We start from the raw sequence: 20,753 nt of genomic DNA, 5'->3' as shown, positions 1-20,753 counted from the left end.
CGCGGAGTGTCCGCTCCGCGCCTCACAGGTTCCGTCGAGCAGGTCGAGCGCGCCGCCAGGACACCGTGGAAGGGAAACACCGGACATGACCGACGAGATCCGCGCGTTCCTCCTCGCCGCACTCACCGAGATGAAGTACGACGTCTCCGACGTCGACGACGACACCGTCTTCGGCCCGGCCGGGCTCGACGTGGACTCCCTCGGCCTGGCCGAGCTGGCGGTGCGCGTGGAGGACCGGTTCGCTGTCGCCTTCGACGACGAGGCGGAGGACCTCGCCATGATGACCGTCGGCGAGTTCAGCCGGGCGGTGGCGGCGCGCATCGCGCCGGCCTCGGCGCACTGACCGATGCCGGGGCACGACAGCCGGTCGGGTCGCGTCCCGGCGGTTCCGGCGCGGCACCGGGTCCGGTGAGCGTGCGCGAATCGGTCACCGTCACCGGGATCGGGCTGGTCAGCCCGGTCGGCTCCACCGCCGCCGACGTGTTCGACGCGGTCTGCGACGGCCGCTCCGGGCTCTCCCGACCGCCCGCCGGCCATCCGCTGCACGGCGTGGTCGACGTCGCCGCGTTCGCCCCGGCGATCGACCCGGCGAGCGTGCTGCCCGGCCCGGAGTCCCGCGTCGTGGACCGGTCGATCGTGATGGTGCTGCGCGCCGCCGAGGACGCGCTCGCCGACGCCGGGCTGCGGATCGGCCACGACGTCGACCCGTACCGGGTGGCGGCCGTCGTCTCCGGCGTCGGCGGGCTGTCCACCCTGGAGGAACAGGTGCTCGGCCGCGCCGCGCGGGGCCGGTTCGGGGTCAGCCCCTACATGCTGCCCGGGACACTGCCGAACATGGGCGCGGCCCGCATCGCGATCAAGTTCGGCATCCACGGCTACACCTCGTCCATCGGCACGGCGTGCGCGGCCGGGGCGCAGTCGATCGGTGAGGCGCTGCGCATCCTGCGCGCGGGTGAGGCGGACGTGGTGCTCGCCGGATGCGCCGAGGCGCCGCTGTTCCCGACGTTCGCGTACGCGTTCGGCAACGCCCGGGCGCTCGCTCGCGGCTGGGCCGACCCGGCCGCCGCGAGCCGCCCCTTCGACAGGCGTCGCAACGGGCTCGTCCTCGGCGAGGGCGCCGGGGTGTTCGTGCTGGAACGCGCCGCGCACGCCGCCGCGCGCGGTGCCCACCGCCATGCCGACGTGCTCGGCTGGGGCGCCACGAACGACGCCCACCACCCGACCACGCCGCGCCCCGACGGCGCCGGCGCGGCCGCGTGCATGCGGATGGCCGTCCGCGACGCCGGGCTGGTGCCCGGCGACATCGGGTACGTCAACGCGCACGGCACCAGCACCCGGGCCGGGGACGCCGCCGAGCTGGCCGCGCTCGCCGAGGTGTACGACACCGGCCCGCCGCCGATGAGTTCGACGAAGGGCGTGACCGGGCACATGCTCGGCGTCTCCGGCGTGATCGAGGCGGCCATCGCGGTCGAGGCGCTGCGTCGCGGCCTGCTGCCGCCCACGCACAACCTGGACGACCCGGAACGCGCCGGGGAGGTCGACCACATCCGCGCGAAGGCGCGGGCGGTGGAGGTGGACGCGGTGCTGTCCAACTCGTTCGGCTTCGGCGGCCACAACGTCAGCCTCGTCCTGGCGCGCCCCGCCTGACCGCGCGGTGTGCCTCAGCGCAGCGTGATCACCGTGGCGGTGTCGTACGTGGCGACGGCCACTGTGAAGTGCGGGCGCAGCATGTCGGCCACGTAGTCGAGGTCGGCGACCAGCGGCACCGGCAGCAGGGCGCGCTGGTCCGGGCCGGTACGGGTGGCGACCAGCTCGATCCGGTCGGCCTTGAGCAGCCCCCGGGTGAGGAACGCGGGCAGATCCTCGGGCAGCAGGCACCGCCACATGTCGACGTTGACGATCAGATCCAGCGCGCCGGCCTTGAACTGCTGGAGCACGGTGCCGAGCAGGTGGGAGTTCGTCTCGCCGGTCGGCGCGTCGTGGTCGAACGTGTGCGACCCGGCGCCAGGTCCAGCGCGGACACGCCGTTGCCCACGACCAGCGCCACGCTCGCCGCCAGCTCGTCGCGCAGCGGCGCGGGCAGGACGTCCGGCCGGCCCAGCCCACCGGCCCGGTACGCCTCGATCGCCTGGCCGTAGAGCCGGATCCGGCCCAGGTGCCGGCCGAACGTGTTGAGCCCGTACAGCACCTCGACGTCGTAGCGCAGATGCTTGCGCAGCAGGTACTTCATGTTGTCCATCGAGGCGAGCCCGTTCGACGTCTTGCGGAAGTGCGGCAGGTGGTAGGAGAGCGCGTCGGCGTCCAGCCGGAACAGCTCCGGCGGCGCGCCGTGCAGGTGGAACACCCGGTAGAAGAAGTCGAGGTCCTCGAAGCCCCACTTGACCATCGCCTCGTCGAACCCGCCGACCCGCCGGAACGACTCGTGGTCCACCGACGCGTTGTGGGTCAGGCCCAGCACCCAGGGCGCGCTCGGGAAGTCGTCAGTCCGCTGAGGGAGGGCGATGTCCTCCAGCCGCGGGTCGCCGCGCTCGGCGTCGAGCATCGCCGGAACGACCGGTTCGTCCCGGCGCAGCGCGTCCGCGCCGGCCCAGTCCAGGTCGTACCGCTGGCCGAGCAGCACGCCGGGCCGGCCGGCCCGCCCGGCGTGGAAGTCGCGGTGCCGCTCCAGCAGCCCGGGATGGGCCACCGTGTCGGCGTCGAGGAACATCAGCGTGTCCGCGCGGGCCCGGGCCGCCGCCGCGTTGCGGTTGGCGCTGCGGCCCCGGTTCCGCTCGCTGCGGACGTAGTCGATCCGCAGGCGGTCCCGGTACGTGTCCACCACCGGGCCCAGCGACACGGCCGAGCCGTCGTCGCCGACGACCACCTCGAACTCCCCGGCCGGCAGCGTCTGCCGGGTCAGCGAGCGCAGCGTGGCGTCGAGCGCGGATCCGTTCTCGTGCGCGGGCACCACCACGCTCAGGCCGGGCCGGTCCATGGCTCAGCGCGGGGTGGAGTTGGCGGTGATGTAGTCGGCCAGGTCGCCGAGCGTGGCCATCCGGTCCTCGTCCAGCTCCTCGACGTCGATCTGGATCTCCAGTTCGTCCTCCAGCGCCAGCAGCAACTCCAGGCCGAGGGAGGAGCTGAGGCCGAGCTCGTCCATCAGCTGGGTCTGCTCGGTGACCGGCGCGTCCGGCCGGAGCATGCGGGTCAGCAACACGGTCAGGCGGTCCACGACCTGGTCACGGGGCGGCGCGGCGACCGGCGCGTCGTGCTCTAGCACCGGGCGTCCCACGAGTCGATCATGCGCGTCGGCATGGAGTCATCAGAGCAGGGGACATCGGCGGGTGTCAACGGGTGCGGCGATCGTCACCGATCTTGACCGGGGCCGGTGCGGCACTCGACGGCGTACGGCCGCTCACCGGCGAGCGCGACCGCCACCGCGTACCCGGCGGGCTTGCGCAGGTCGGTCAGCCGGTGCGGTCCGGCCGGGTCGACGCATTCGACCACGTCGCCCCGGTGCACCGGCATCCCGAGGTTGGGCCACAGCCGCCCCCCGGCCGCCTTGACCGCCGCCTCCTTGCGCGCCCACAGCCGGGTGAACCGCAGCGCCCGGCCGGCCGCGCCGGGCCCGGCGGCGACGTGCCGCGCCTCCTGCGGGTGGAAGAAGCGCGCCGACGCCGACACCGGATCCCCGCCCGGCGCGACGTGCTGGACGTCCACCCCGACCGGACGGCCCTCGCTCAGCGCGACCGCCACCAGGTCGCCGGAGTACGACAGGCTCGTGTGCAGGCCGCTCCACGGGCCGGTCAGCACCGGTTTGCCGTACCGGCCCCGGCGCCAGGCCAGCGCCGCCGGTGACGCGCCGGTGGCCCGCCCGGCCAGGACGCGCAGCGCGCCGTGCGCCACTGTGAACCGGTCCCGCAGCGCCTCGGTGTCGAACCGCGCGGCCCGGTCCCGCTCGTCCGCGTCGAGCACCGCCCGGTACCGCGCCAGCTCGTCGGCCGGCACCGCCACCGGAACGATCCAGACCCGGACGGCGTCCCGCATGGACGGCAGCGTAACCGCGCGCCGTCACGTTGACACGCGCCGATGCACGTTGCTCTGATGAGCGGGTGTTCGCGCAGACGGTCCAGGCCCAGGTGCCCGTGGCGTTCGCCGGGCCGGGCGCCGGCACCGCGCCCCTGACCTGGGGGCAGAAGGCCATCATGCAGGACATGCGGGAGACCGGCTGGACGCACAACGTCAGCGGCGCCCACCCGATGCCGCCCGGTGTCACAGTCGAGCAGGTGACGGCCGAGTTCGCCGCGCTGATGGCCCGGCACCCGGCGCTGCGGATGCGGCTCGGCGCCGGCGGCGGGGACGGACCGTGCCAGGTCGTGTCGGCCAGCGGCGAGACGGTCCTGGACGTGGTGGAGGTGCCCGACGACGCCGACCCGGCCGACGTGGCCGCGTTCGCCTACGACCTGGGCCACGCCCGCCTGCTGAGCCACTACGACCTCTACCGCGACTGGTCGGTGAGGATGGCGGTGATCCGGCACCGCGGCGCCCTGGTGCACCGGGTGCTGACCATCGACCACCTCGTGGTGGACGGCACCGCCACGTCCCTGGTGCTGGCCGACCTCGGCCTGGCCGCCGGCCGGTCCGCCGGGTCGCCGACCCGCGTACCGTGCAGATCCTCGACCTGGGCCGGCGGGAGGAGACGCCGCCGCTGCGCCGGGTCAGCGACCGGGCCGTGCGCCACTGGGCCGAGCACCTGCGGGACGTCCCGCCGCTCACGTTCGGCGAGCCGGCCGCCGGTGGGCGCCGCGGCCACCGCTACTGGCACGGCCGGTTCAGCTCGCCCGCGGCGTACCTGGCGGTGCGGGCCATCGCGGCGCGGACCCGGACGGACACCTCGCGCGTGCTGCTCGCGGTCATCGCGGTCGCGATCGGCCGGGCCACCGGCGTCAGCCCGCTCACCGCCAAGCTCATCGTCGGCAACCGGTTCCGGCCGGGCTTCGCCGAGGCCATCGCCCCGCTCAGCCAGAACGGCGTGCTGAGCGTCGACACCGCGGACACCACTGTGGACGAGGTGGTGGCGCGTGCCCGCCGGGCCGCGGTCTCCGCCGGGAAGTACGCCTACTACGACCCGGCCCAGCTCACCGAGGTCTCGGACCGGCTGGACGCCGAACGCGGCTACCCGGCGCGGGTCACCTGCCGGATCAACGACCGGCGGGTGACCACCCGGCGGGCGGCCGACCACGGGCTGCACGACGACCCGGTGACCGCCGAGCGGATCCGCCGCCGGGCCGACGAGACGTTCCTGGTCTGGGACGGCCCACTGGACCACCTGCCCGAGCAGATGTTCATCACCGTCGAGGACCAGCCGGAGACGGTCCATCTCCAGGTGATCTTCGACTTCGGCTGCTTCACCGAGGAGCAGGCGGAACGGCTGCTGCGCGGCGTGGAGGAGGTGGCGGTGGAGGCGGCCCTCGACCCCGCCGCGCCGACCCGGGTCGTCCCCGGGTCGGCGGGCGGCTGACCGGTCACGCGTCCCAGGCCACCGGCAGCGACTCCAGGCTGCGCACCACCAGCCCCGGCCGGAACCGCAGCTCCGACTCGTCGACGGCGAGCCGCAGCCCGGGCAGCCGCCGCAGCAGCGCGCCCAGCGCCTCCTGCAACTCCATCCGGGCCAGCGCCGCGCCCAGGCAGTGGTGCGGGCCGGCGCCGAACGCCAGATGCGGGTTGTGCACGCGGGTCAGGTCGAGCGTGTCCGCACCCGGGAACACCATGGCGTCCCGGTTGGCCGACGCGATCGCCGGCAGCACCGCGGCGCCGGCCGGCAGGCGTACGCCGCCCAGCTCCACCTCCTCGGTCGTCACCCGGGGCAGCAGCACCCCGTTGTCGCCGAGCTGGATGAAGCGGGACAGCTCCTCGACCGCCCGGGCGACCGCCCCCGGGTCGTCGCCGCGCAGCCCGGCCAGCTGCTCGGGATGGCGGGCCAGCACGAGCAGGAACAGGTTGAGCTGGTTGGTGGTGGTCTCGTGCCCGCCCACGAAGATCCCGGCGGTGACCGACACCAGCTCCCGTTCGGTCAGGTCGTCGTGCTCGTCCCAGACCGCGATGAGCGCGCTCATCAGGTCGTCGCCGGGCTTGCGGCGCCGGAGGTCGATCAGCTCACGGAACGCCTCCAGCGCCGCCCGGGGCGCCTCCGGGTCGGCGTCCCAGTCGCCGACGAGCGCGTCCGACCACTGGCGTACCCGCTCCCGGTCCCGTTCCGGGATGCCGAACAGCGTGCTGATCACGGAGATCGGCAGAGGGCCGGAGACGTGCGTGATCAGATCGGCCGGCGGACCGGCGGCCTCCAGGTCGTCGATCATCCGGTCGACGAGCGCCGCCACTCTCGGGCGCAGCTCCTCCACCCGGCGGACGGTGAACGCGTGCGAGACGGCCCGGCGCATCGTGGTGTGCCGCGGCGGGTCCATCCCGATCAGCGAGTCCTCGGCGAGCGAGCCGAGTTCCCGGGTCGGGCGGTTGGGGCCGGCCGCGGCGGCCCGGCTGAACCGCTGGTCGGTGAAGACCCGGCGTACGTCGGCGTGCCTCGTGGCCAGGTACGCACACGCCCCGTCGGGCAGCTCGACCCGGGCCACCGGGCACGTCTCGCGCATCCGGGTGTAGTCCGGCGACGGGTGGTAGATCGTCGGAGCCGGCGCGAGCGGGTACGGGATGGCCGGTGGCTCCTGCGTCATCTGCGACTCCTCAGATCGGGCCGCCCCGGGCCAGGGCGGCGAGCGTCGGCACCAGGTCGGCGGGGGAGGGCATGGCCTGGACCCGGTCACGCATCGACGTCGCGGCCCGCCGCCGGGGCCCGTCGCCGACCAGTTCTCCGACGAGGTTCCGGACCGTGGCGGCGGTGGCCTGCTCACCCGCAAGCCAGGTGCCGGCGCCGGTGACGGCCAGCCGCTCGCCGTTGAAGTGCTGGTCGCTGACCTGAGGCAGGACGAGCTGCGGCACGCCGTACGCGAGCGCGGTCATGGTGGTGCCGGCCCCGCCCTGCTGCACGAGCGCGGCGCAGGTCGGCAGCACCAGCCGTACCGCCAGCGGCCCCTCGGCCAGGCGGACCCGGGCCGGCAGCGGCCCCAGCCCCTCGTGCTGGCGCGGTTCGACCACCACGACGACCTCCACATCGAGCCCGGCCACCGACCGGACCACCCCGCCCAGGTCGAGCCGGTCGTGCAGCCCGGCGCCGGCCATCATGGTGCCCGCCGTGACGCACACCCGGGGCCGGTCCGCCGGGCGGCGCAGCCAGTCCGGCACCACTGCGGGACCGTTGTACGGCACGAACCGCACCGGACGGCCGGGGCGGCGCATCGGCACCTGCATCGGCGGCGGCACCGGATCGAGCGTCAGGACGCCGTCCAACGGCACGTCTGCGGCGGGGAGCCCGAATCGGGCGGCCAGCGGCCCGACCACCGCGTCCGGGTCGAGGCGTAGCGTGGTCGAGGAGTCCGGCCCCCACAGGTTCAGCACGCCCGGCACGCCCAGCGCGGCGGCGGCCACCGGCGCGGCCAGGTTGAACGGCTCCCAGAGGACCAGGTCCGGCCGCCAGGACCGGCCGAAGGCGACCAGGTCGTCGAGGACGGCGTCGGCGAACCGGACCACCCCGCCGTCGGCGGTGATCGCCGGCTCGACGGCGCCGGCCGACGCGGAACCGGCGAGCGGGGCCACCGCGCCGATCCGGCCGGCGAACGCCTCGGCGAAGTCGACATCCGCGCCCACCGGTACGGCGGCGAGCCCGGCCGCGCTGATCGTGGCGGCCATCGACGGGTGACTGGCCACCCGCACCTCGTGGCCGGCGGCCTGCAAGGCCCAGCCGAGCGGGACCAGGCTGTAGAAATGCGACCGCCAGCCCCACGTCGACATCAGAATTCGCAGCGGCGCAGTCAAATCCCACCAATCCGCGCGGCGAAACGGCAGCCCTGGACAACCGATGCTAGGGGATCGGCACCGGTACGCGGAAGGTCGCGAACGCAAGCGGCGGATATTGACGCCGGACTAACCGATGCTGGACCCTTAGCCGATGTCCGAGGTGGACCGCGATCAGTCTCCCGGTGACCCGGTGACGGTCGATTCCAGGCCCCGTTCGTATCCGTTCGAGCCGTTCACCGGCGACCTTCCCGCCGAGCTGCTGGAGATGGTCGTCGCCGAGCCGGTCAGCCGGGTGCGGTTGCCCGACGGGCGGGCGGCCTGGCTCGTGCTCGGCTACGAGCACTGTTGCACCGTCCTGGCCGACCCCCGGTTCTCCCGGCTCCCGCTGGGCGCGACGGCGACACCGGACGGCGGTGGCCCCCGGGAGCTGAACATGGACGGCCCGGCGCACGCCGTGGTGCGGCGCGTGGCGGGCCGCGCGTTCACCGCCCGGCGCATCGAGACGTTCCGCCCCCGGGTGCAGCGGCTGGTGGACGAGCTGGTCGGCGCCATGCTCGCCGGTCCGCGCCCGGCCGACGTGGTGGCCGGGCTGGTGGCGCCGCTGCCGGTGCTCGTGGTGTGCGACGTGCTCGGCGTCCCGGCCGCCGACCGGCCCCGCTTCTACGCCTGGATCGAGGGGCTGAACTCGGTCACCGCGTACGGTTCGGCAGCCGCCGCGACCGCGCAGGCCGAGTTGCGGGACTACCTGGCCGGGCAGTTGGCGCGCAAGCGGGCCGAGCCCGGCGACGACCTGCTCTCGGCCTGGGTCCGCGGCGGCGGCGCGCACGAGCTGGCCGACGCCGAACTGGTCGAGCTGGCCATGGGGGTGCTGCTCGGCGGCTTGGAGATCAACTCGACGAGCGCGGGACTGCGCGCGTTGTTCCAGCACCCGGAGCAGCTGGCGAAGCTGCGCGCCGCGCCGGGCAAGCTCGCCACGGCCACCGACGAGATCCTGCGCTACACGTCGGTGAGCGCCATGTTCCGGGTGCAGGTGGTCCGCGAGGATCTGGTCCTCGGCGGGGTCGGGATGCGGGCCGGCGACTGCGTGATGGCGATCCCGTGGGCCGGCAACCGTGATCCCCGGTTCTTCCCCGAGCCGAACGTCTTCGACATCGACCGCCGGCCCGGCGTGCCGCACCTGACCTTCGGCTTCGGGCCGCACTTCTGCCTCGGTACGGCGCTGGGCCGGATGCAGGTGGAGCTGTCGCTCGGCGCGCTGCTGACCCGGATGCCGGCGCTGTCGCCGGCGGTGCCGCCGGCGGAGATCCCGTGGCGGCACGACCGGATGAACGGCGGCATCGCCTCCTTCCCGGTCACCTGGTGACCGGCGGTCAGTAGCTCTCCACCGCGTTGACCCGGTCCGGCCAGTACCGCTCGCCGGGTGCCGGGACGTAGTGCTCCCACCGGGGCTCGTTGCCGGTCGGGTGGTCGCCGAGCACGGTGATCCGCTGCCCGCGCCGCGGGCCGTCGTAGTCGTTGACCGCGTAGTGCTGGGTGACCCGGTTGTCCCACACCGCGACGTCCCCGGTCCGCCAGCGGTAGCGACAGGTGAACTGGGGACTCTCGGAGAAGGTGAACAGGTGCTCCAGCAGCGCGTCGCTCTCGTTGCGGGTCAGCTGCGGGATGTGCGAGGTGAACAGCCGGTTGACGTACAGCGAGCGGCGCCCGGTCTCCGGGTGCACCCGGACCACCGGGTGTTCCGCGCGGCTGGTGAACTCGGTGCCGATCCGGATGACGTGGATGGCGGTCAGCCCGTCGAGCAGGTCCCGCATCGGCGCGGAGAGCGCCTCGTACACCCGGCACTGGTTGGTCCACATGGTGTCGCCGCCGACCTCGGGCAGCTGGATCAGGTGCAGGATCGAGGCGATCGGCGGGCTCTGGTGGAACGTCATGTCGGTGTGCCAGACGTCGACCTTGCCGCCGTCGGCGGAGTCGATGACGACGATCTCCGGGTGCCCGTCCAGCCGGGGCAGGTACGGGTGCAGTTCCACCTCGCCGAAGCGCCTCCCGAACGCGACGTGCGCCTGCGGGGTCAGCCCGCTCTGGCCGGCGAGGAATACCACCTGGTGCTTCAGCAGCAGGTCGTGGACCAGCGCGAAGCCCTCGTCGGTGAGCGTGTTCAGGTCGATGCCGTGGACCTCGGCGCCCAGCGCGCCGGAGACGAGCCGGACCTCGGCCGCGATGGATGTGGTCATCGATGATCCCTCCGGTCTGCGCGCCTCGGCTGGTCCGCGGATTGTTCCATGTTCATGAATGTCCTCACCAGCCGTCGTCGTTGACTCACCCGGCGTGCGCCTGGAAGCATGCGCACCGGCGGGGCGGCGGTGCCGGCCCGCGAGGCGGGAGGAGGCGCCGGTGTCGATCGATGCCCCGATCGAGGGTGACGCGGGGGAGCGGCTCGACCGGCTCACCGACCTGGCCACCCCGTTCGCGGTCCGCACGGCGGTGACGCTGCGCGTGCCGGACCGGATCGCCGCGAGCGTCACCGGTCTGGGTGAGCTGGCCGAGGCCTGCGGCGCGGACGCCGCCGCGCTGGCCCGCCTGCTGCGCTACCTCGTGCACCGGGGCGTGTTCGTCGAGGTGTCGCCGGACGTGTTCGGCCTGACCGACGTCGGCGAGCTGCTCTGCGACCGCGACGGCGGCGGCCACGGCGCCTACCTCGACCTCGCCGGTCTCGGCGCGCGGATGGACCTGGCCTGGACGGGCCTGCCGCACGCGATCCGCACCGGCGGGCCCGGCTACCGGGAGGTGCACGGGCGCGACTTCTGGGCCGACCTCGACGCCCACCCGGAACACCGGGCCTACTTCGACGCGCTGATGCTCAGCCAGCAGCGGTTCACCGCGCCGGAGGTCGCGGCGCTGTACCCCTGGCAGGAGGCGGGCCACGTGGTCGACGTGGCCGGGGGCGCGGGCGGGCTGCTGCGGGAGGTGCTGGGCGCCCACCCGCACCTGCGGGGCACGCTCGTCGACCGCGACGAGCCGGTGGCCACCGCCGCCGCCACGTTCGCCGCGTGCGGTCTCGCCGGCCGGGCCGAGGCCGTGGTCGGGGACTTCTTCGCCCCGCTGCCGCCCGGCGCCGACGTCTACGTGGTCTCCCGCGCGCTCACCGACTGGAGCGACGCCCACGCCACCGCGATCCTGCGGCGCTGCGCCGAGGCGGCCGGGTCCACCGGCCGGGTGCTCGTCGTCGAGGTGCTGCCGACGGTGCCGCACGTGCCGCACCTGTCCCCGTACGACCTGCGGATGCTGGTGCTCGTCGGCGGGCGCGAGCGTGGGCTGCCCGAGTTCGCCGCACTGGCCGCCGCCGCGGGGCTGGCACCCCGGCGCACCTACCACGGCACCGACGGGCTGACGCTCATGGAGTTCGCCGCGGGCGCCTGAGCGGGCCGGGCGAGTCGCACCTGTCCGGTGCCGTCCCGTGCGCCCGAACATTGACGTATATGCATCGACATGGCGGCCGTGGGTCAAACGGCGGATTTCGCTGGGCATCGGCCAATGTGCTGAAGAATGCTGTCGCGACATTTGCGGCTACCCATCTCCATGCGTATTTATCAATGGTTGTTCGCGGGAGGGCCGACCGGTAACGTCTCGCGTGGCGACTAGCCGATCCCTGGCGAAAGGGTCGACGCGTCATGACGGTTGCTGGCTCCACGCGATATCCGCCCTTCATCGATGACCTGGCCCGCAGTGAATCGGGGCGGCTGCTGCGCGCCGAACTCGGCCGGCGGTGGCCGGAGACGCCCGACCAGCTCGACGCGATCGTGCGCTACGCGCTGCTGCCGGCGGGCAAGATGCTCCGCCCGATGATGACGCTGCACGCCGCCGAGGCGGTGGGCGGATCGCCGGCGGACGTCCTCGCGGCCGCGCTCGGCACCGAGTACCTGCACGTCGCGACGCTCGTGCACGACGACATCATCGACGCGGACACGCTGCGCCGCGGCCGGCCCGCGGTCCCGGTCGCGTACGGCATCCCCGGCGCCATAGTGGCCGGTGACCACCTCATCTTCCACGCCTTCCAGGCCCTCGTGGAGGGCGGCCGGGCAGTGCCCCCGGCGTCGGTCGTCGCCGCCGTCACCGCGCTCGCCGAGGCGGGCCAGGACCTGTGCCGGGGTCAGGCGCTGGAGGCGCGCCTCGTCGGCGACCTGGACGCGGGCGGACGCTGGTACCCGGAGATGATCCGGCTCAAGACCGGCTCGCTGTTCCGCGCCGTGTGCCACGTCGGCGCGCTGCTCGGCGGCGCCGACCCGCCGGTGTCGGGCGCGCTGGCCCGCTACGGCGAGCACGTCGGCACCGCGTTCCAGATCCGCGACGACCTGCTGTCCTACCTGTCCACCCCGGAACAGACCGGCAAACCCGCGACCAGCGACCTCAACAACGGCCGGCCCACCCTGCCGCTGCTGCTGGCGTACGACGCGATCAGCGACGCGGCCCGGGTGGAACTGCTGGCGGTGCTGCACCGCCGCGGCGCCGGTCCCGGCGACGTCGAGTGGGTCACCGCCCTGCTCCGCGACGTGGGCGCGGTCGACGGCGCCCGGCGGCGGATGGTGGAGCACGCCGAGCGGGCCCGCGCCGAGCTGACAGTGCTCACCCCGTCCGCGAGCGCGGACGTGCTCACCGGCATCGCGGCCTGGATGACGAGCGAGATGGCGTGAGCACGGCCGTCGCCGTGCGAGTACTGCGGGCCCACGTGGAGACCTGGCGTCCCTACACCCTCTGGTACGTCGGGCTGGTCGGCCTGGCCGGCGCCGCGGTGGCCGGTGGCCGCGACCCGTGGCTGCTGCTGTCGGCCTGGGCCGCGCCCACCGCCGGGTGGCTGGGCGGGCACTATCTCGGCGACTACTTCGACCGGAACCTCGACGCCGGCAGCAAGCCGCACCGGCCGATCCCGTCCAGCCGCCTGGGCGCGGGCACGGCACTGTGGTGCGGCAGCGCCTGCTTCGCCGCGCTCGGCGTCCTGGCCGTGCTCGGCGGCTGGGGCACCACAGTGGCGGCGCTGCTGGCCGGATGCGGCATCGTCGCGTACAGCAGGTGGTTCAAGGCTCGAGGGATCGCCGGCAACCTGGTCCGCGGCGCGCTCGGCGCGGTCGCGCTCGCCTACGGCGCGTTCGCTGCCGGAATCGAGCCGGGCCGGGCCTGGGCGGTGCCGGTACTGCTCGCGCTCGTCGTCGCGTTCTGGTCGCACGACGCGATGTCCAACCTGGTCGGCGCGCTGCGCGACATCGACGGGGACCGCGCCGGCGGCTACCGCACGCTGCCCGTGGGGCGGGGCGTGCCGGTGGCCGTACGGACCGTGGTGGCGCTCTACGCCGTCACGATCGGCGCCGCCGTGACCGCCGGACTGCTGGCCGGGGCGGGCACGCGCGTGGCGTACCTGGGCACGGTGGCCGTCGTCCTGGTCACCGGCGTCGTCGCGCTGACCCCGCTGGTGGCGCGCCGCGACGGGATGCCCGTCCTGGTGGCGCTGCGCGCCCACTCGGTCCTGGTCGTCGAACGGGTTTTGCTGGCCTCGGCGGCGGTCGGGCTCGGCCTCGGCGTCGCCGTGCAGCTCGCGCTCGCGCTCCCGATGGTGCTGCTGACCTGGCTGGCGCAGCGTGGCATGCGCGTCCGGCACGAACTCGGCCCGCCGGTCGCGGGCCTGACCCTCGCCACCCGCAGTCGACTGCCGCTGGAGGACGCGCCATGACCGCTGTGACCGCCGAGACCGTCGGGAAGGCCCTCACCGCGGGCGCCGAGGCGCTCTTCCGCCGCCGCCGTCCCGACGGCGCCTTCGGCGACGATCCGCCCGCCTCGGTACTCGGCACCGCCGGCGCGGTCGCCGCGCTGCACGCCGCCGACCCGTCCGGCTGCGCCGACCTGGTCGACGCCGGAACCGCCTGGCTGCGGCGCGCGCAGCACGACGACGGCGGCTGGGGCGGCGTCGTGGGCGCCGGCACCGCTGTGGTGCCCACCGCCGTGGCGGTCGCCGCGCTGGCCCTGAGCGCGCCCGCCGACAGCGCCGGCGCGATCGCGGCGGGACGGGCCCGGCTGGCCGCGCTCGGCGGCGTCGACACGATCACCGATCCGGCCGTCTCACTGCTGTGCCGGCAACTGCTCACCATGGCCGGGATGACCGGCGAGGCCGGCCCGCTGCGCCGGCTGCCGCTGGAGATCGTCCTGTTCGACCGGGTACGCCGGCAGCGCCTGTCGTTCCGTACCGCACCGTTCGTCGGGCTGGCCCTGATGCAGGCCGACATGCTGCCGGCGGGCCGGCTGCGCCGGGCCACGCTGCGCCGGGCCCGCCCGGCGGCGGTACGGCTGCTGCGGTCCATCCACGACCACGAGGGCCGCACCGGGGCGCTGAGCGAGGATCCGTGGCCGGCCGCGCTCGTCCTGCTCGGCCTGGCCCGCAGCGGCGAGGCCCCCGACATCGCCCGCGCCGTCGTCGGCTGGCTGCGCCGGGCGGTCCGCCCCGACGGTTCCTGGGACGCGGTCGCCAACCTGGACCTCACCCGGTCCGGGTACGCGGCGACCGGGCTGATCGCGGCCGGTTACGCCGACGACCCCCGGCTGCGCCCCACCCGGGAGTTCCTCCACGCCGCCCGCAAGACGGAGGCGTTCGAGGTGCTGGACGTACCACCGGGCGGGTGGAGCTACTCGAACGCCCGGGGCTGGCCGGTGACGCTGGAGTCCGCCGAGATCCTCTCCGCGCTCGCCGGATTCCCGGACGCCGGCACCGACCCGGTGCTGCCCCAGGGACTGGCGTGGCTCGTCGGCCGCCAGGACAGCCGCGGCTCGTGGAGCCTGTGGGTGCGCGACACCCGGCTCGCCAACGACGGCCCGTGCCCGGCCATCACCAGCCAGGCGATCCTCGCGCTGCACGACGCCGGGCACCCGGACGACCACCCGGCGATCGCCCGCGCGGCGGCGTGGCTGCTGACCCGGGCCGCGCCCGGCGGCACGTTCGAGAACCTCTGGTACCGCGACCACACCTCCGGCACCGCGGTGGTGGTCGCCGCGCTGTCCCGGGTCGGGCACGCCCGGCACGAGGTGGTGCGCCGCGCGGCCCGGTGGCTGCGCGGCACGCAGCTGCCCGACGGCTCGTGGGGTCCGGGTGACGGCACGGGCGGCACGGTCGAGGAGACGTCCTGGGCGGTACAGGGCCTGCTCGCCACCGGCGATCCCGACGCCGCCGGGGCGGTCGACCGGGGCGCCGCCTGGCTGGTGGCCGCCGCCGGACCGGACGGCGCGTGGCCCGCGGCCCGGGTGTGCAACTACATCCGCCACCACATGCGGTACCCGAACGCGGTGATCACTCAGGCGCTCGCGCTGCGGGCGCTCGGCGAATACCGCAGCGCCGCCGCCGCGCGATCCGGCGCCGTACCGGGCGCGGTGCCCCGATGACCCCCGACGTGGTGGTGGCCGGTGCCGGTGCCGGCGGGCTGGCCTGCGCGCACGCGCTCGGCGCACTCGGGCTGCGGGTGCTCGTGCTCGACCGGCAGCGCACCCCCGCGTCGATCGCCAAGGGCGAGATCCTCCAGCCCGAGACGGTACGCATCCTCGACTCCTGGGGCGCGCTGGACGCCCTGCGGGCCACCGGCGCGCGCCCGGTCGGGCGGCTGGCCATCCGCGACGCGTACGGCGAGCCGTTGCTCTGCCTGGACTACGCCGGCCTGCCCGGGGCGTACCGGCAGATCCTCTGCGCCGACTACGGCGACCTGCGCGCGGTGCTGGCCGACCGGCTGCCCGCCACGGTGGACCTCCGGCGGGGCGTGCGGGTGACCGGTGTCCGGCGCGACGGCGACGGCCGGATCGGCGGCGTCCGGGTCGTCGCGGACGGCGCCGAGCGGGAGATCGCGGCGCCGCTGGTGGTCGCGGCCGACGGCATGTCCTCGCCGCTGCGCCGCGCGGCCGGGATCGGCGTGGAGCGCCGGGAGTACCCGCACGGCCTGGTCGCCTTCGACGTGGACGGCGCCGAGGTGGCGGACGAGGTGTCCGCCTACCGCACCGCCCGGGGACTCTGCCTGGTCTACCCGCTGCCGGGCGGGCGGTGCCGCCTCTACGTGCAGGTCACACCGGACGAGTTCCGGGGCCGCGTGGACCTGGGGGCGTGGTGCGAACGGCTGCTCGCCGACGTCCCGGCGATCCGCCCGCTGGCCCCGGCCGTGCGCGCGAGCCTGCACCGGCGCCAGCTGCTCGCGGTCTACCGGCTGCGCAGCGCACGGCTGGTCGTACCGGGACTCGCGCTCGCCGGCGAGGCCGCCCACGCGGTGCACCCGATGGCGGCGCAGGGCGTCAACAGCTCACTCGGTGACGCCGAGACGCTCGCCGCCTGCCTGGCCGCCGAGGGCGGTGCGCCGGAGGTGGCCGCCGTGGACCGGGCGCTGCGGGCCTTCGACGCGGCGCGGCGACCCCGGCTGGACCACGTCGCCACCGTCAGCCACAACGCCTCCCGCATGATCACCGCCGTGTCCGGGCTGCCGAAGCTGCTCGGTGCGCGGATGATGCGCCGCACCGCCGCCAACCCCCGGCTGCTCGGGCTCACCGCCGGGAACCTGTCCGGCACCGACGTCCGGCCGCTGTCGGTGGTCGACCGGCTGTACCAGCTGGGGTTGCTGGCCGACCGGCACGCGCACACCCCGTCCCCACCGGTCCCGTCGGAAAGTGAGCGATGATGACGCCTGCCACCGCCGTCGGGACGCAACCACCGGCCGACCTGTCCATGAACGAGACGCCCTACCCGCCGCTGCCGGGAATCCGGCGGGTGGTCGAGGACGCCGCCGCGACGCTCCAGCGCTATCCGGACCGGACGTCGTCGGCGCTCGTGGCGGCGCTGTCGGCGCGACTCGGCGTGGGCCCCGAGGCGATCCTCGTCGGCCCCGGCTCGGCCGGGCTGTGCCAGCACCTCGTGCAGTCCCTCGGGCCGCGACCGGACGTCGTCCACCCGGCCCTGTCCTTCGAGGGCTACCCGCTGATCATCGGCAACGCCGGCGCCCGCCCGGTACCGGTCCCGATGGACGGGTACGACCACGACCTGCCGGCGATGGCGGATGCGGTCACCGAAAGGACCCGGTGCGTGCTGCTGTGCAACCCCAACAACCCGACCGGTACGGCGCTGCGCCGCGACGACGTCGAGGCGTTCCTGGACCGCGTCCCGGCCGACGTGCCGGTCATCGTGGACGAGGCGTACCGCGAGTTCGTCACCGACCCGCGCTCGCCGGACGGGATGGACCTGTACCGGGCGTACGACAACGTCTGCGTACTGCGCACGTTCTCCAAGGCGTACGGCCTGGCCGCGCTGCGCGTCGGTTACGCCGTGGTGCCGCCCCGGCTCACCCGGGCCGCCGCGCTCACCGGTGCGGTGTTCTTCCCCGGCGCGCTCGCCCAGGCGGCCGCGGTGGCGAGCCTGACGCCGGAGGTGGGCGGCGAGCTGACCCGGCGGTGCACCGAGCTGGTGGCGGCGCGAGCCGGTCTGGTCGGCGCGCTGCGCGGCCTCGGGCTCACCGTGGCGCCCAGCGAGGCCAACTTCGTGTGGCTACCGCTGGGAGAGCGGGCCGTGCCGTTCGCCGAGCGGGCCCGGGAGGCGGGCATCCTGGTGATGGCGCTGCCAGGCGCCGGGGTCCGGATCACCGTCGGCACCCCGGAGGTCAACGAGCGGCTGTGCGCGTTCGTGCGCGCCGCGCTCGCCGACGGGCTCTGACCGGCCCGCCGGTGCCAGCGCGACAACGCTCAGGTAGCCCAGGCCGGGCTCGTAGTCGGCCACCACCACCGGACGGGGCCGCGCCGCGTCCCCGGCCAGGCGGTCCAGCAGCGCCCACCACACGCCGGTGGACGGCTGCCGCTGCGGACCGGTCGTGACCGCGCCGCCGCCGGGACCGGGCCACGCCGCCGCGAGGTCAGCACCGAGCACGACGGCGGCGTCGGTACGCCCGGCCGTCAGCTCGCGCACCTCGGCCGCCGCGAGCGCCGCGACGTCGCCGGGGCCGACGTCCGCGTGCTGGCGCAGCCCGGTGACCCGCGCGCCGCCGAGCCCGATCCGCTCCGGACCGCCGGTCCTGCCGTCGGCCCTACCGCTGTCGCCGCCGGTCCCGGCGCTGTCGTCGGCCGCAGTGCCGTAGAGCATGGCGACGGCCCGGTGGCGGGCCGGTACGGGCACTGCCGCGCCGTACGGCAGGACCGCCTGCTCGACGGTGACCAGCAGGGCGCGGCGGCACCCGTAGCCGCGGGCGATCCGCAGCCCGGTGAACGCCGCCGCCGATCCCTGGTCGCAGAGCGCGAACGACATCGGCACACCCGGGCAGACGTGACTGAGATACGCCGCCGTGGCCCGCCCGGGCAGCATGTCGTGCACGGCGAACGCCAGCACCAGCAGGTCCACCGGCTCGTCCGGCGGCACGACGGCCGGGATCAGCTCGGCGGCCATCTCCCCGTACGACTGCCCGAGCGTCCCCGGCGGCGCGTCGAACAGGCCGTCCGGCACCCGCAGCCCGTACGGCCGGGTCAGGTCCGCCAGGTACTCGGCGGCACGGGCGCGCAGCACGGGATCGCCGAGCAGCGCGGCCGGGCCGGTGACCGTGCGCCGGGCGGCCCGCAGCAGGCGCAGCCCGTCGTCCATGGTGGCCTCCCGTCCGCCGGTCAGTGCTCGAACACCATGGCGGCGAACGTCGCGCCGTCCCCGGCGCCCACCGCCGCGACCAGATACCTGTCACCCGGCCGGAGCAGGCCGCGCTCCCGTGCCGTGCGGTAGTTCACGAACGCGTCGGCGCAGAACACGTGGCCGGTCTCGGTGACGTTGTCCAGCAGCACCCGGTCCAGCGGCAGCCCGATCAGCCGGCACAGCCGCTTCCAGGTCATCAGGTTGACGTTGTGCGGCAGCACCAGCCGCAGCTCGGACAGCGCCGTGCCGGCCCGGTCCAGCGCGCGGCCGATCACCTCGGCCAGGGCCGGCCGGTACGCCCGCTGGAACCGCGCCGGGGACTCGCCGCCGGCCACGTCGAACTCGCCCCGCTGGTGGCAGGCGTACGCGAGCAGCCGGTCCCGGCCGCCACCGGCGCTGAGCAGGCAGGCCGACGAGCCCTCGCTGAACACCGACGTCTCCGGGATGAACTGGGCGTCGCGGGTGAACGCCTTCTCCCCGGTGAGCACCAGCGCGAGCGGCGGGCCGTCGGGCGTGTCCGGTTCGCGCGCCAGCAGCCGCCCGGCCACGTCGATCGCGGCGAGCGCGCTCGCGCAGGACTGCTGGGTGAGCGTGAACGCGAGCGCGTGGCCCAGCCCGAGCGTGCGGCACACCTCGTGCAGCGGGTTGACCGGATAGGGGGTGACCACCGGGAACGCCCGCCCGTACACCACGAACCGCACCCGCCGCCGTAGCGCGGGAAGCGCGGTGAGGCCGGCCGCCGCGCGCAGCAGCAGGCCGGTCAGGGACAGCGCGGGGTCGCGGCGGACCTCGGTCAGGCCGTGGAAGCGGCGGAACAGCCGGACCTGCATGTCGCTCAGGCCCAGCGGCGCGGCCAGGCTCTCGACCGGTACCCGGCGCTGCGGCAGGAACACCGAGACGGCGTCGATCGCCGTCATACGCGTACCGTCACGCCACGGATCAGATCAGTGACGCCGGTGGATGTCAACGCGCATGCGATCATATCGACGTGGCTCGCTTCCTGTTCGTCGTGCTGCCGGTGGAGTCCCATCTGCACGCCCCGGTCGCCATCGCCCAGGAACTGGAGGCGGCCGGGCACGAGGTGGCCTGGGTCGGGCCGCGCAGCGACCTGCGCCCGCTCGTCGGCCCCGACGCCACGCTGTTCCCGACCGGCAAGCGCTACTACCGCCCCGACGGCGCGTCCGGGCCGGCCTCGGTGCGCAGCCTCTGGGAGGGGCACGTGCTGCCCGCGAACCGGTTCATCCGCGACGCCGCCGACGCGGCGGTCGAGCGGTACCGGCCGGATGTGGTGGTGGCCGACCAGTACGCGCTGGCGGGCGGCCTGGCCGCGCACCGCCGCCGGCTGCCGTGGGCGACGTTCTGCGTCGGCATGCTGGAGCTGACGCCCCCGGTCGAGGAGATGCCCGACTTCACCGACTGGGTGCGAGCCCGGGTCCGCCGCGTGTGGGCGATGACCGGCGTACCGGTGGACGAGACGATCGACCTGCGCTTCTCGCCGTACCTCGTGCTCGGGCTGACCACGACGGCGCTGACCGGCCCGGTGCCGCTGCCGCCGGGCTGCGTGCTCACCGGCCCGGCGCTGGGGCGGCGGCCGAACGCGCCCGCGTTCGCCTGGAAGGAGTGGGATCCCGGCCGCCGGCACGTGCTGGTCACGGTCGGGACGATGGCCGAGCACCTCGCGGCCGACTTCTACCGGCGGATCACGGCGGCGACCGCGCCGCTCGCCGACCGGCTCCAGGTGATCCTCACCGCCGGCGCCGGTCTGGTGCCCGACCCGCCACCGCACGTGCTGGTCGCGCCCCGGGTGCCGGTGCTGGAGCTGATGCCCCGGCTGGACGCGCTGGTGTCCCACGGCGGGCTGGGCACGGTCTCCGAGGCGCTGGCACACGGGGTGCCGGTGGTGGTCGCGCCGATCCGGCACGACCACCCGGCGGTGGCCCGTCAGGTGCGCCGGGCCGGCGCCGGTCTGGAGGTCTCCTTCCACGCGGCGACCCCGGCGGAGCTGACCGCGGCGCTGAGCGCGGTGCTCGACGAACCCGCGTACCGGACGGCAGCGCGCCGGGTGGGCCAGTCGTTCGCCGCGGCCGGCGGCGCCCGCGCGGCGGCGGCACACCTCGCCGCATTGGCACGGACGGCCCCGGCGCCTGACGCATCGACCGTTGTCCAACCGTCGGCGCCGAACTAGCCTGACCTG

General features: G+C 75.1%; 19 protein-coding genes and 1 pseudogene. 12 read left to right on the top strand and 8 right to left on the bottom strand.

Annotated elements, in window-relative coordinates; all coding sequences use genetic code 11:
- The first annotated feature begins 85 nt into the window (after positions 1-85).
- Together KSK32_RS29920 and KSK32_RS29915 are read left to right on the top strand one after the other, a co-directional pair.
- On the top strand, positions 86-343 hold the full coding sequence (locus tag KSK32_RS29920; RefSeq protein ID WP_216934818.1) for an acyl carrier protein: 258 nt from the start codon (positions 86-88) through the stop codon (positions 341-343).
- Positions 344-408: 65 nt separating this feature from the next.
- A complete protein-coding gene (locus tag KSK32_RS29915; protein WP_216934816.1) occupies positions 409-1,647 on the top strand; it encodes a beta-ketoacyl synthase in 1,239 nt (412 codons plus the stop codon).
- Positions 1,648-1,661: 14 nt separating this feature from the next.
- On the opposite strand, the gene KSK32_RS33680 is transcribed toward KSK32_RS29915, so the two are convergent.
- From KSK32_RS33680 to KSK32_RS29900, 4 genes are all read right to left on the bottom strand, one after another.
- Positions 1,662-1,937, bottom strand: coding sequence for a hypothetical protein (locus KSK32_RS33680; protein WP_254187245.1), 276 nt, complete (start codon positions 1,935-1,937; stop codon positions 1,662-1,664).
- Positions 1,901-2,974, bottom strand: a complete 1,074-nt coding sequence (locus KSK32_RS29910) for a glycosyltransferase family 2 protein (RefSeq protein ID WP_254187244.1) — start codon at positions 2,972-2,974, stop codon at positions 1,901-1,903. Before KSK32_RS29910 ends, KSK32_RS33680 begins: the two co-directional genes overlap by 37 nt.
- A gap of 3 nt (positions 2,975-2,977) precedes the next feature.
- The gene (locus tag KSK32_RS29905; protein WP_289256425.1) at positions 2,978-3,271 is read right to left on the bottom strand and encodes a phosphopantetheine-binding protein; all 294 of its coding nucleotides are present in this window, start codon (positions 3,269-3,271) and stop codon (positions 2,978-2,980) included.
- Positions 3,272-3,345: 74 nt separating this feature from the next.
- Positions 3,346-4,026 (bottom strand): 4'-phosphopantetheinyl transferase superfamily protein, encoded by a 681-nt coding sequence (locus KSK32_RS29900; protein WP_216934815.1) that lies wholly within the window; start codon positions 4,024-4,026, stop codon positions 3,346-3,348.
- Between the two features lie 158 nt (positions 4,027-4,184).
- On the opposite strand from KSK32_RS29900, the pseudogene KSK32_RS34680 reads away from it, so the two are divergent.
- Both KSK32_RS34680 and KSK32_RS34675 read left to right on the top strand, forming a co-directional pair.
- Positions 4,185-4,541, top strand: a pseudogene (locus KSK32_RS34680) (condensation protein); the annotation flags it as partial.
- Between the two features lie 104 nt (positions 4,542-4,645).
- Positions 4,646-5,500, top strand: coding sequence for a hypothetical protein (locus KSK32_RS34675; RefSeq protein ID WP_289256669.1), 855 nt, complete (start codon positions 4,646-4,648; stop codon positions 5,498-5,500).
- Positions 5,501-5,504: 4 nt separating this feature from the next.
- Here KSK32_RS34675 and KSK32_RS29890 read toward each other — a convergent pair whose 3' ends face one another.
- Positions 5,505-6,707: a cytochrome P450 gene (locus KSK32_RS29890; RefSeq protein ID WP_216934813.1), complete on the bottom strand. Its 1,203-nt coding sequence runs from the start codon at positions 6,705-6,707 to the stop codon at positions 5,505-5,507.
- Positions 6,708-6,717: 10 nt separating this feature from the next.
- Positions 6,718-7,881 (bottom strand): nucleotide disphospho-sugar-binding domain-containing protein, encoded by a 1,164-nt coding sequence (locus KSK32_RS29885; protein WP_216934811.1) that lies wholly within the window; start codon positions 7,879-7,881, stop codon positions 6,718-6,720.
- A 157-nt stretch (positions 7,882-8,038) separates the two neighbouring features.
- Here KSK32_RS29885 and KSK32_RS29880 point away from each other — a divergent pair, with 157 nt between their 5' ends.
- Positions 8,039-9,250, top strand: coding sequence for a cytochrome P450 (locus KSK32_RS29880; protein WP_216934809.1), 1,212 nt, complete (start codon positions 8,039-8,041; stop codon positions 9,248-9,250).
- 7 nt (positions 9,251-9,257) lie between these two features.
- Here KSK32_RS29880 and KSK32_RS29875 read toward each other — a convergent pair whose 3' ends face one another.
- On the bottom strand, positions 9,258-10,121 hold the full coding sequence (locus KSK32_RS29875) for a TauD/TfdA family dioxygenase (protein ID WP_216934807.1): 864 nt from the start codon (positions 10,119-10,121) through the stop codon (positions 9,258-9,260).
- A gap of 160 nt (positions 10,122-10,281) precedes the next feature.
- Between KSK32_RS29875 and KSK32_RS29870 the strand changes: the two genes are divergently transcribed.
- The 6 genes from KSK32_RS29870 to KSK32_RS29845 all read left to right on the top strand — a co-directional run bounded on the left by KSK32_RS29870 (position 10,282) and on the right by KSK32_RS29845 (position 17,602).
- Positions 10,282-11,307, top strand: a complete 1,026-nt coding sequence (locus KSK32_RS29870) for a methyltransferase (RefSeq protein ID WP_216934805.1) — start codon at positions 10,282-10,284, stop codon at positions 11,305-11,307.
- A 251-nt stretch (positions 11,308-11,558) separates the two neighbouring features.
- The gene (locus tag KSK32_RS29865; protein ID WP_216934798.1) at positions 11,559-12,578 is read left to right on the top strand and encodes a polyprenyl synthetase family protein; all 1,020 of its coding nucleotides are present in this window, start codon (positions 11,559-11,561) and stop codon (positions 12,576-12,578) included.
- Complete coding sequence (locus KSK32_RS29860) at positions 12,575-13,609, top strand: UbiA family prenyltransferase (protein WP_216934796.1); 1,035 nt, start codon at positions 12,575-12,577, stop codon at positions 13,607-13,609. Before KSK32_RS29865 ends, KSK32_RS29860 begins: the two co-directional genes overlap by 4 nt.
- The gene (locus KSK32_RS29855) at positions 13,606-15,306 is read left to right on the top strand and encodes a prenyltransferase/squalene oxidase repeat-containing protein (RefSeq protein ID WP_216934793.1); all 1,701 of its coding nucleotides are present in this window, start codon (positions 13,606-13,608) and stop codon (positions 15,304-15,306) included. The genes KSK32_RS29860 and KSK32_RS29855 overlap by 4 nt, the downstream gene beginning before the upstream one ends.
- The gene (locus KSK32_RS29850; protein WP_216934791.1) at positions 15,303-16,577 is read left to right on the top strand and encodes an NAD(P)/FAD-dependent oxidoreductase; all 1,275 of its coding nucleotides are present in this window, start codon (positions 15,303-15,305) and stop codon (positions 16,575-16,577) included. The genes KSK32_RS29855 and KSK32_RS29850 overlap by 4 nt, the downstream gene beginning before the upstream one ends.
- The gene (locus tag KSK32_RS29845) at positions 16,577-17,602 is read left to right on the top strand and encodes an aminotransferase class I/II-fold pyridoxal phosphate-dependent enzyme (RefSeq protein WP_254187242.1); all 1,026 of its coding nucleotides are present in this window, start codon (positions 16,577-16,579) and stop codon (positions 17,600-17,602) included. Before KSK32_RS29850 ends, KSK32_RS29845 begins: the two co-directional genes overlap by 1 nt.
- Before the next feature lie 935 nt (positions 17,603-18,537).
- On the opposite strand, the gene KSK32_RS29835 is transcribed toward KSK32_RS29845, so the two are convergent.
- Entirely contained in the window at positions 18,538-19,476 is a 939-nt protein-coding gene (locus tag KSK32_RS29835; RefSeq protein ID WP_216934787.1) for a 3-oxoacyl-[acyl-carrier-protein] synthase III C-terminal domain-containing protein, read from the bottom strand.
- 71 nt (positions 19,477-19,547) lie between these two features.
- On the opposite strand from KSK32_RS29835, the gene KSK32_RS29830 reads away from it, so the two are divergent.
- Positions 19,548-20,744 (top strand): glycosyltransferase, encoded by a 1,197-nt coding sequence (locus KSK32_RS29830; protein ID WP_216934785.1) that lies wholly within the window; start codon positions 19,548-19,550, stop codon positions 20,742-20,744.
- The last annotated feature ends 9 nt before the right edge of the window (positions 20,745-20,753 follow it).

This window comes from Micromonospora sp. WMMB482 (assembly GCF_019038635.1).
Lineage (GTDB): Bacteria > Actinomycetota > Actinomycetes > Mycobacteriales > Micromonosporaceae > Micromonospora > Micromonospora marina.
Note: the sequence above shows the minus strand (reverse complement) of the source record. Positions and strands in the feature narration are given on the sequence as shown.

Excerpts from the sequence above, each read along its gene's own strand:
- KSK32_RS29845 (WP_254187242.1), top strand. The coding sequence starts at position 16,577 with ATGACGCCTGCCACCGCCGTCGGGACGCAACCACCGGCCGACCTGTCC.
- KSK32_RS29900 (WP_216934815.1), bottom strand. The coding sequence starts at position 4,026 with ATGCGGGACGCCGTCCGGGTCTGGATCGTTCCGGTGGCGGTGCCGGCC.
- KSK32_RS29835 (WP_216934787.1), bottom strand. The coding sequence starts at position 19,476 with ATGACGGCGATCGACGCCGTCTCGGTGTTCCTGCCGCAGCGCCGGGTA.
- KSK32_RS29855 (WP_216934793.1), top strand. The coding sequence starts at position 13,606 with ATGACCGCTGTGACCGCCGAGACCGTCGGGAAGGCCCTCACCGCGGGC.
- KSK32_RS29920 (WP_216934818.1), top strand. The coding sequence starts at position 86 with ATGACCGACGAGATCCGCGCGTTCCTCCTCGCCGCACTCACCGAGATG.
- KSK32_RS29910 (WP_254187244.1), bottom strand. The coding sequence starts at position 2,974 with ATGGACCGGCCCGGCCTGAGCGTGGTGGTGCCCGCGCACGAGAACGGA.
- KSK32_RS29875 (WP_216934807.1), bottom strand. The coding sequence starts at position 10,121 with ATGACCACATCCATCGCGGCCGAGGTCCGGCTCGTCTCCGGCGCGCTG.
- KSK32_RS29885 (WP_216934811.1), bottom strand. The coding sequence starts at position 7,881 with ATGTCGACGTGGGGCTGGCGGTCGCATTTCTACAGCCTGGTCCCGCTC.
- KSK32_RS29890 (WP_216934813.1), bottom strand. The coding sequence starts at position 6,707 with ATGACGCAGGAGCCACCGGCCATCCCGTACCCGCTCGCGCCGGCTCCG.
- KSK32_RS29865 (WP_216934798.1), top strand. The coding sequence starts at position 11,559 with ATGACGGTTGCTGGCTCCACGCGATATCCGCCCTTCATCGATGACCTG.
- KSK32_RS29850 (WP_216934791.1), top strand. The coding sequence starts at position 15,303 with ATGACCCCCGACGTGGTGGTGGCCGGTGCCGGTGCCGGCGGGCTGGCC.
- KSK32_RS29880 (WP_216934809.1), top strand. The coding sequence starts at position 8,039 with ATGTCCGAGGTGGACCGCGATCAGTCTCCCGGTGACCCGGTGACGGTC.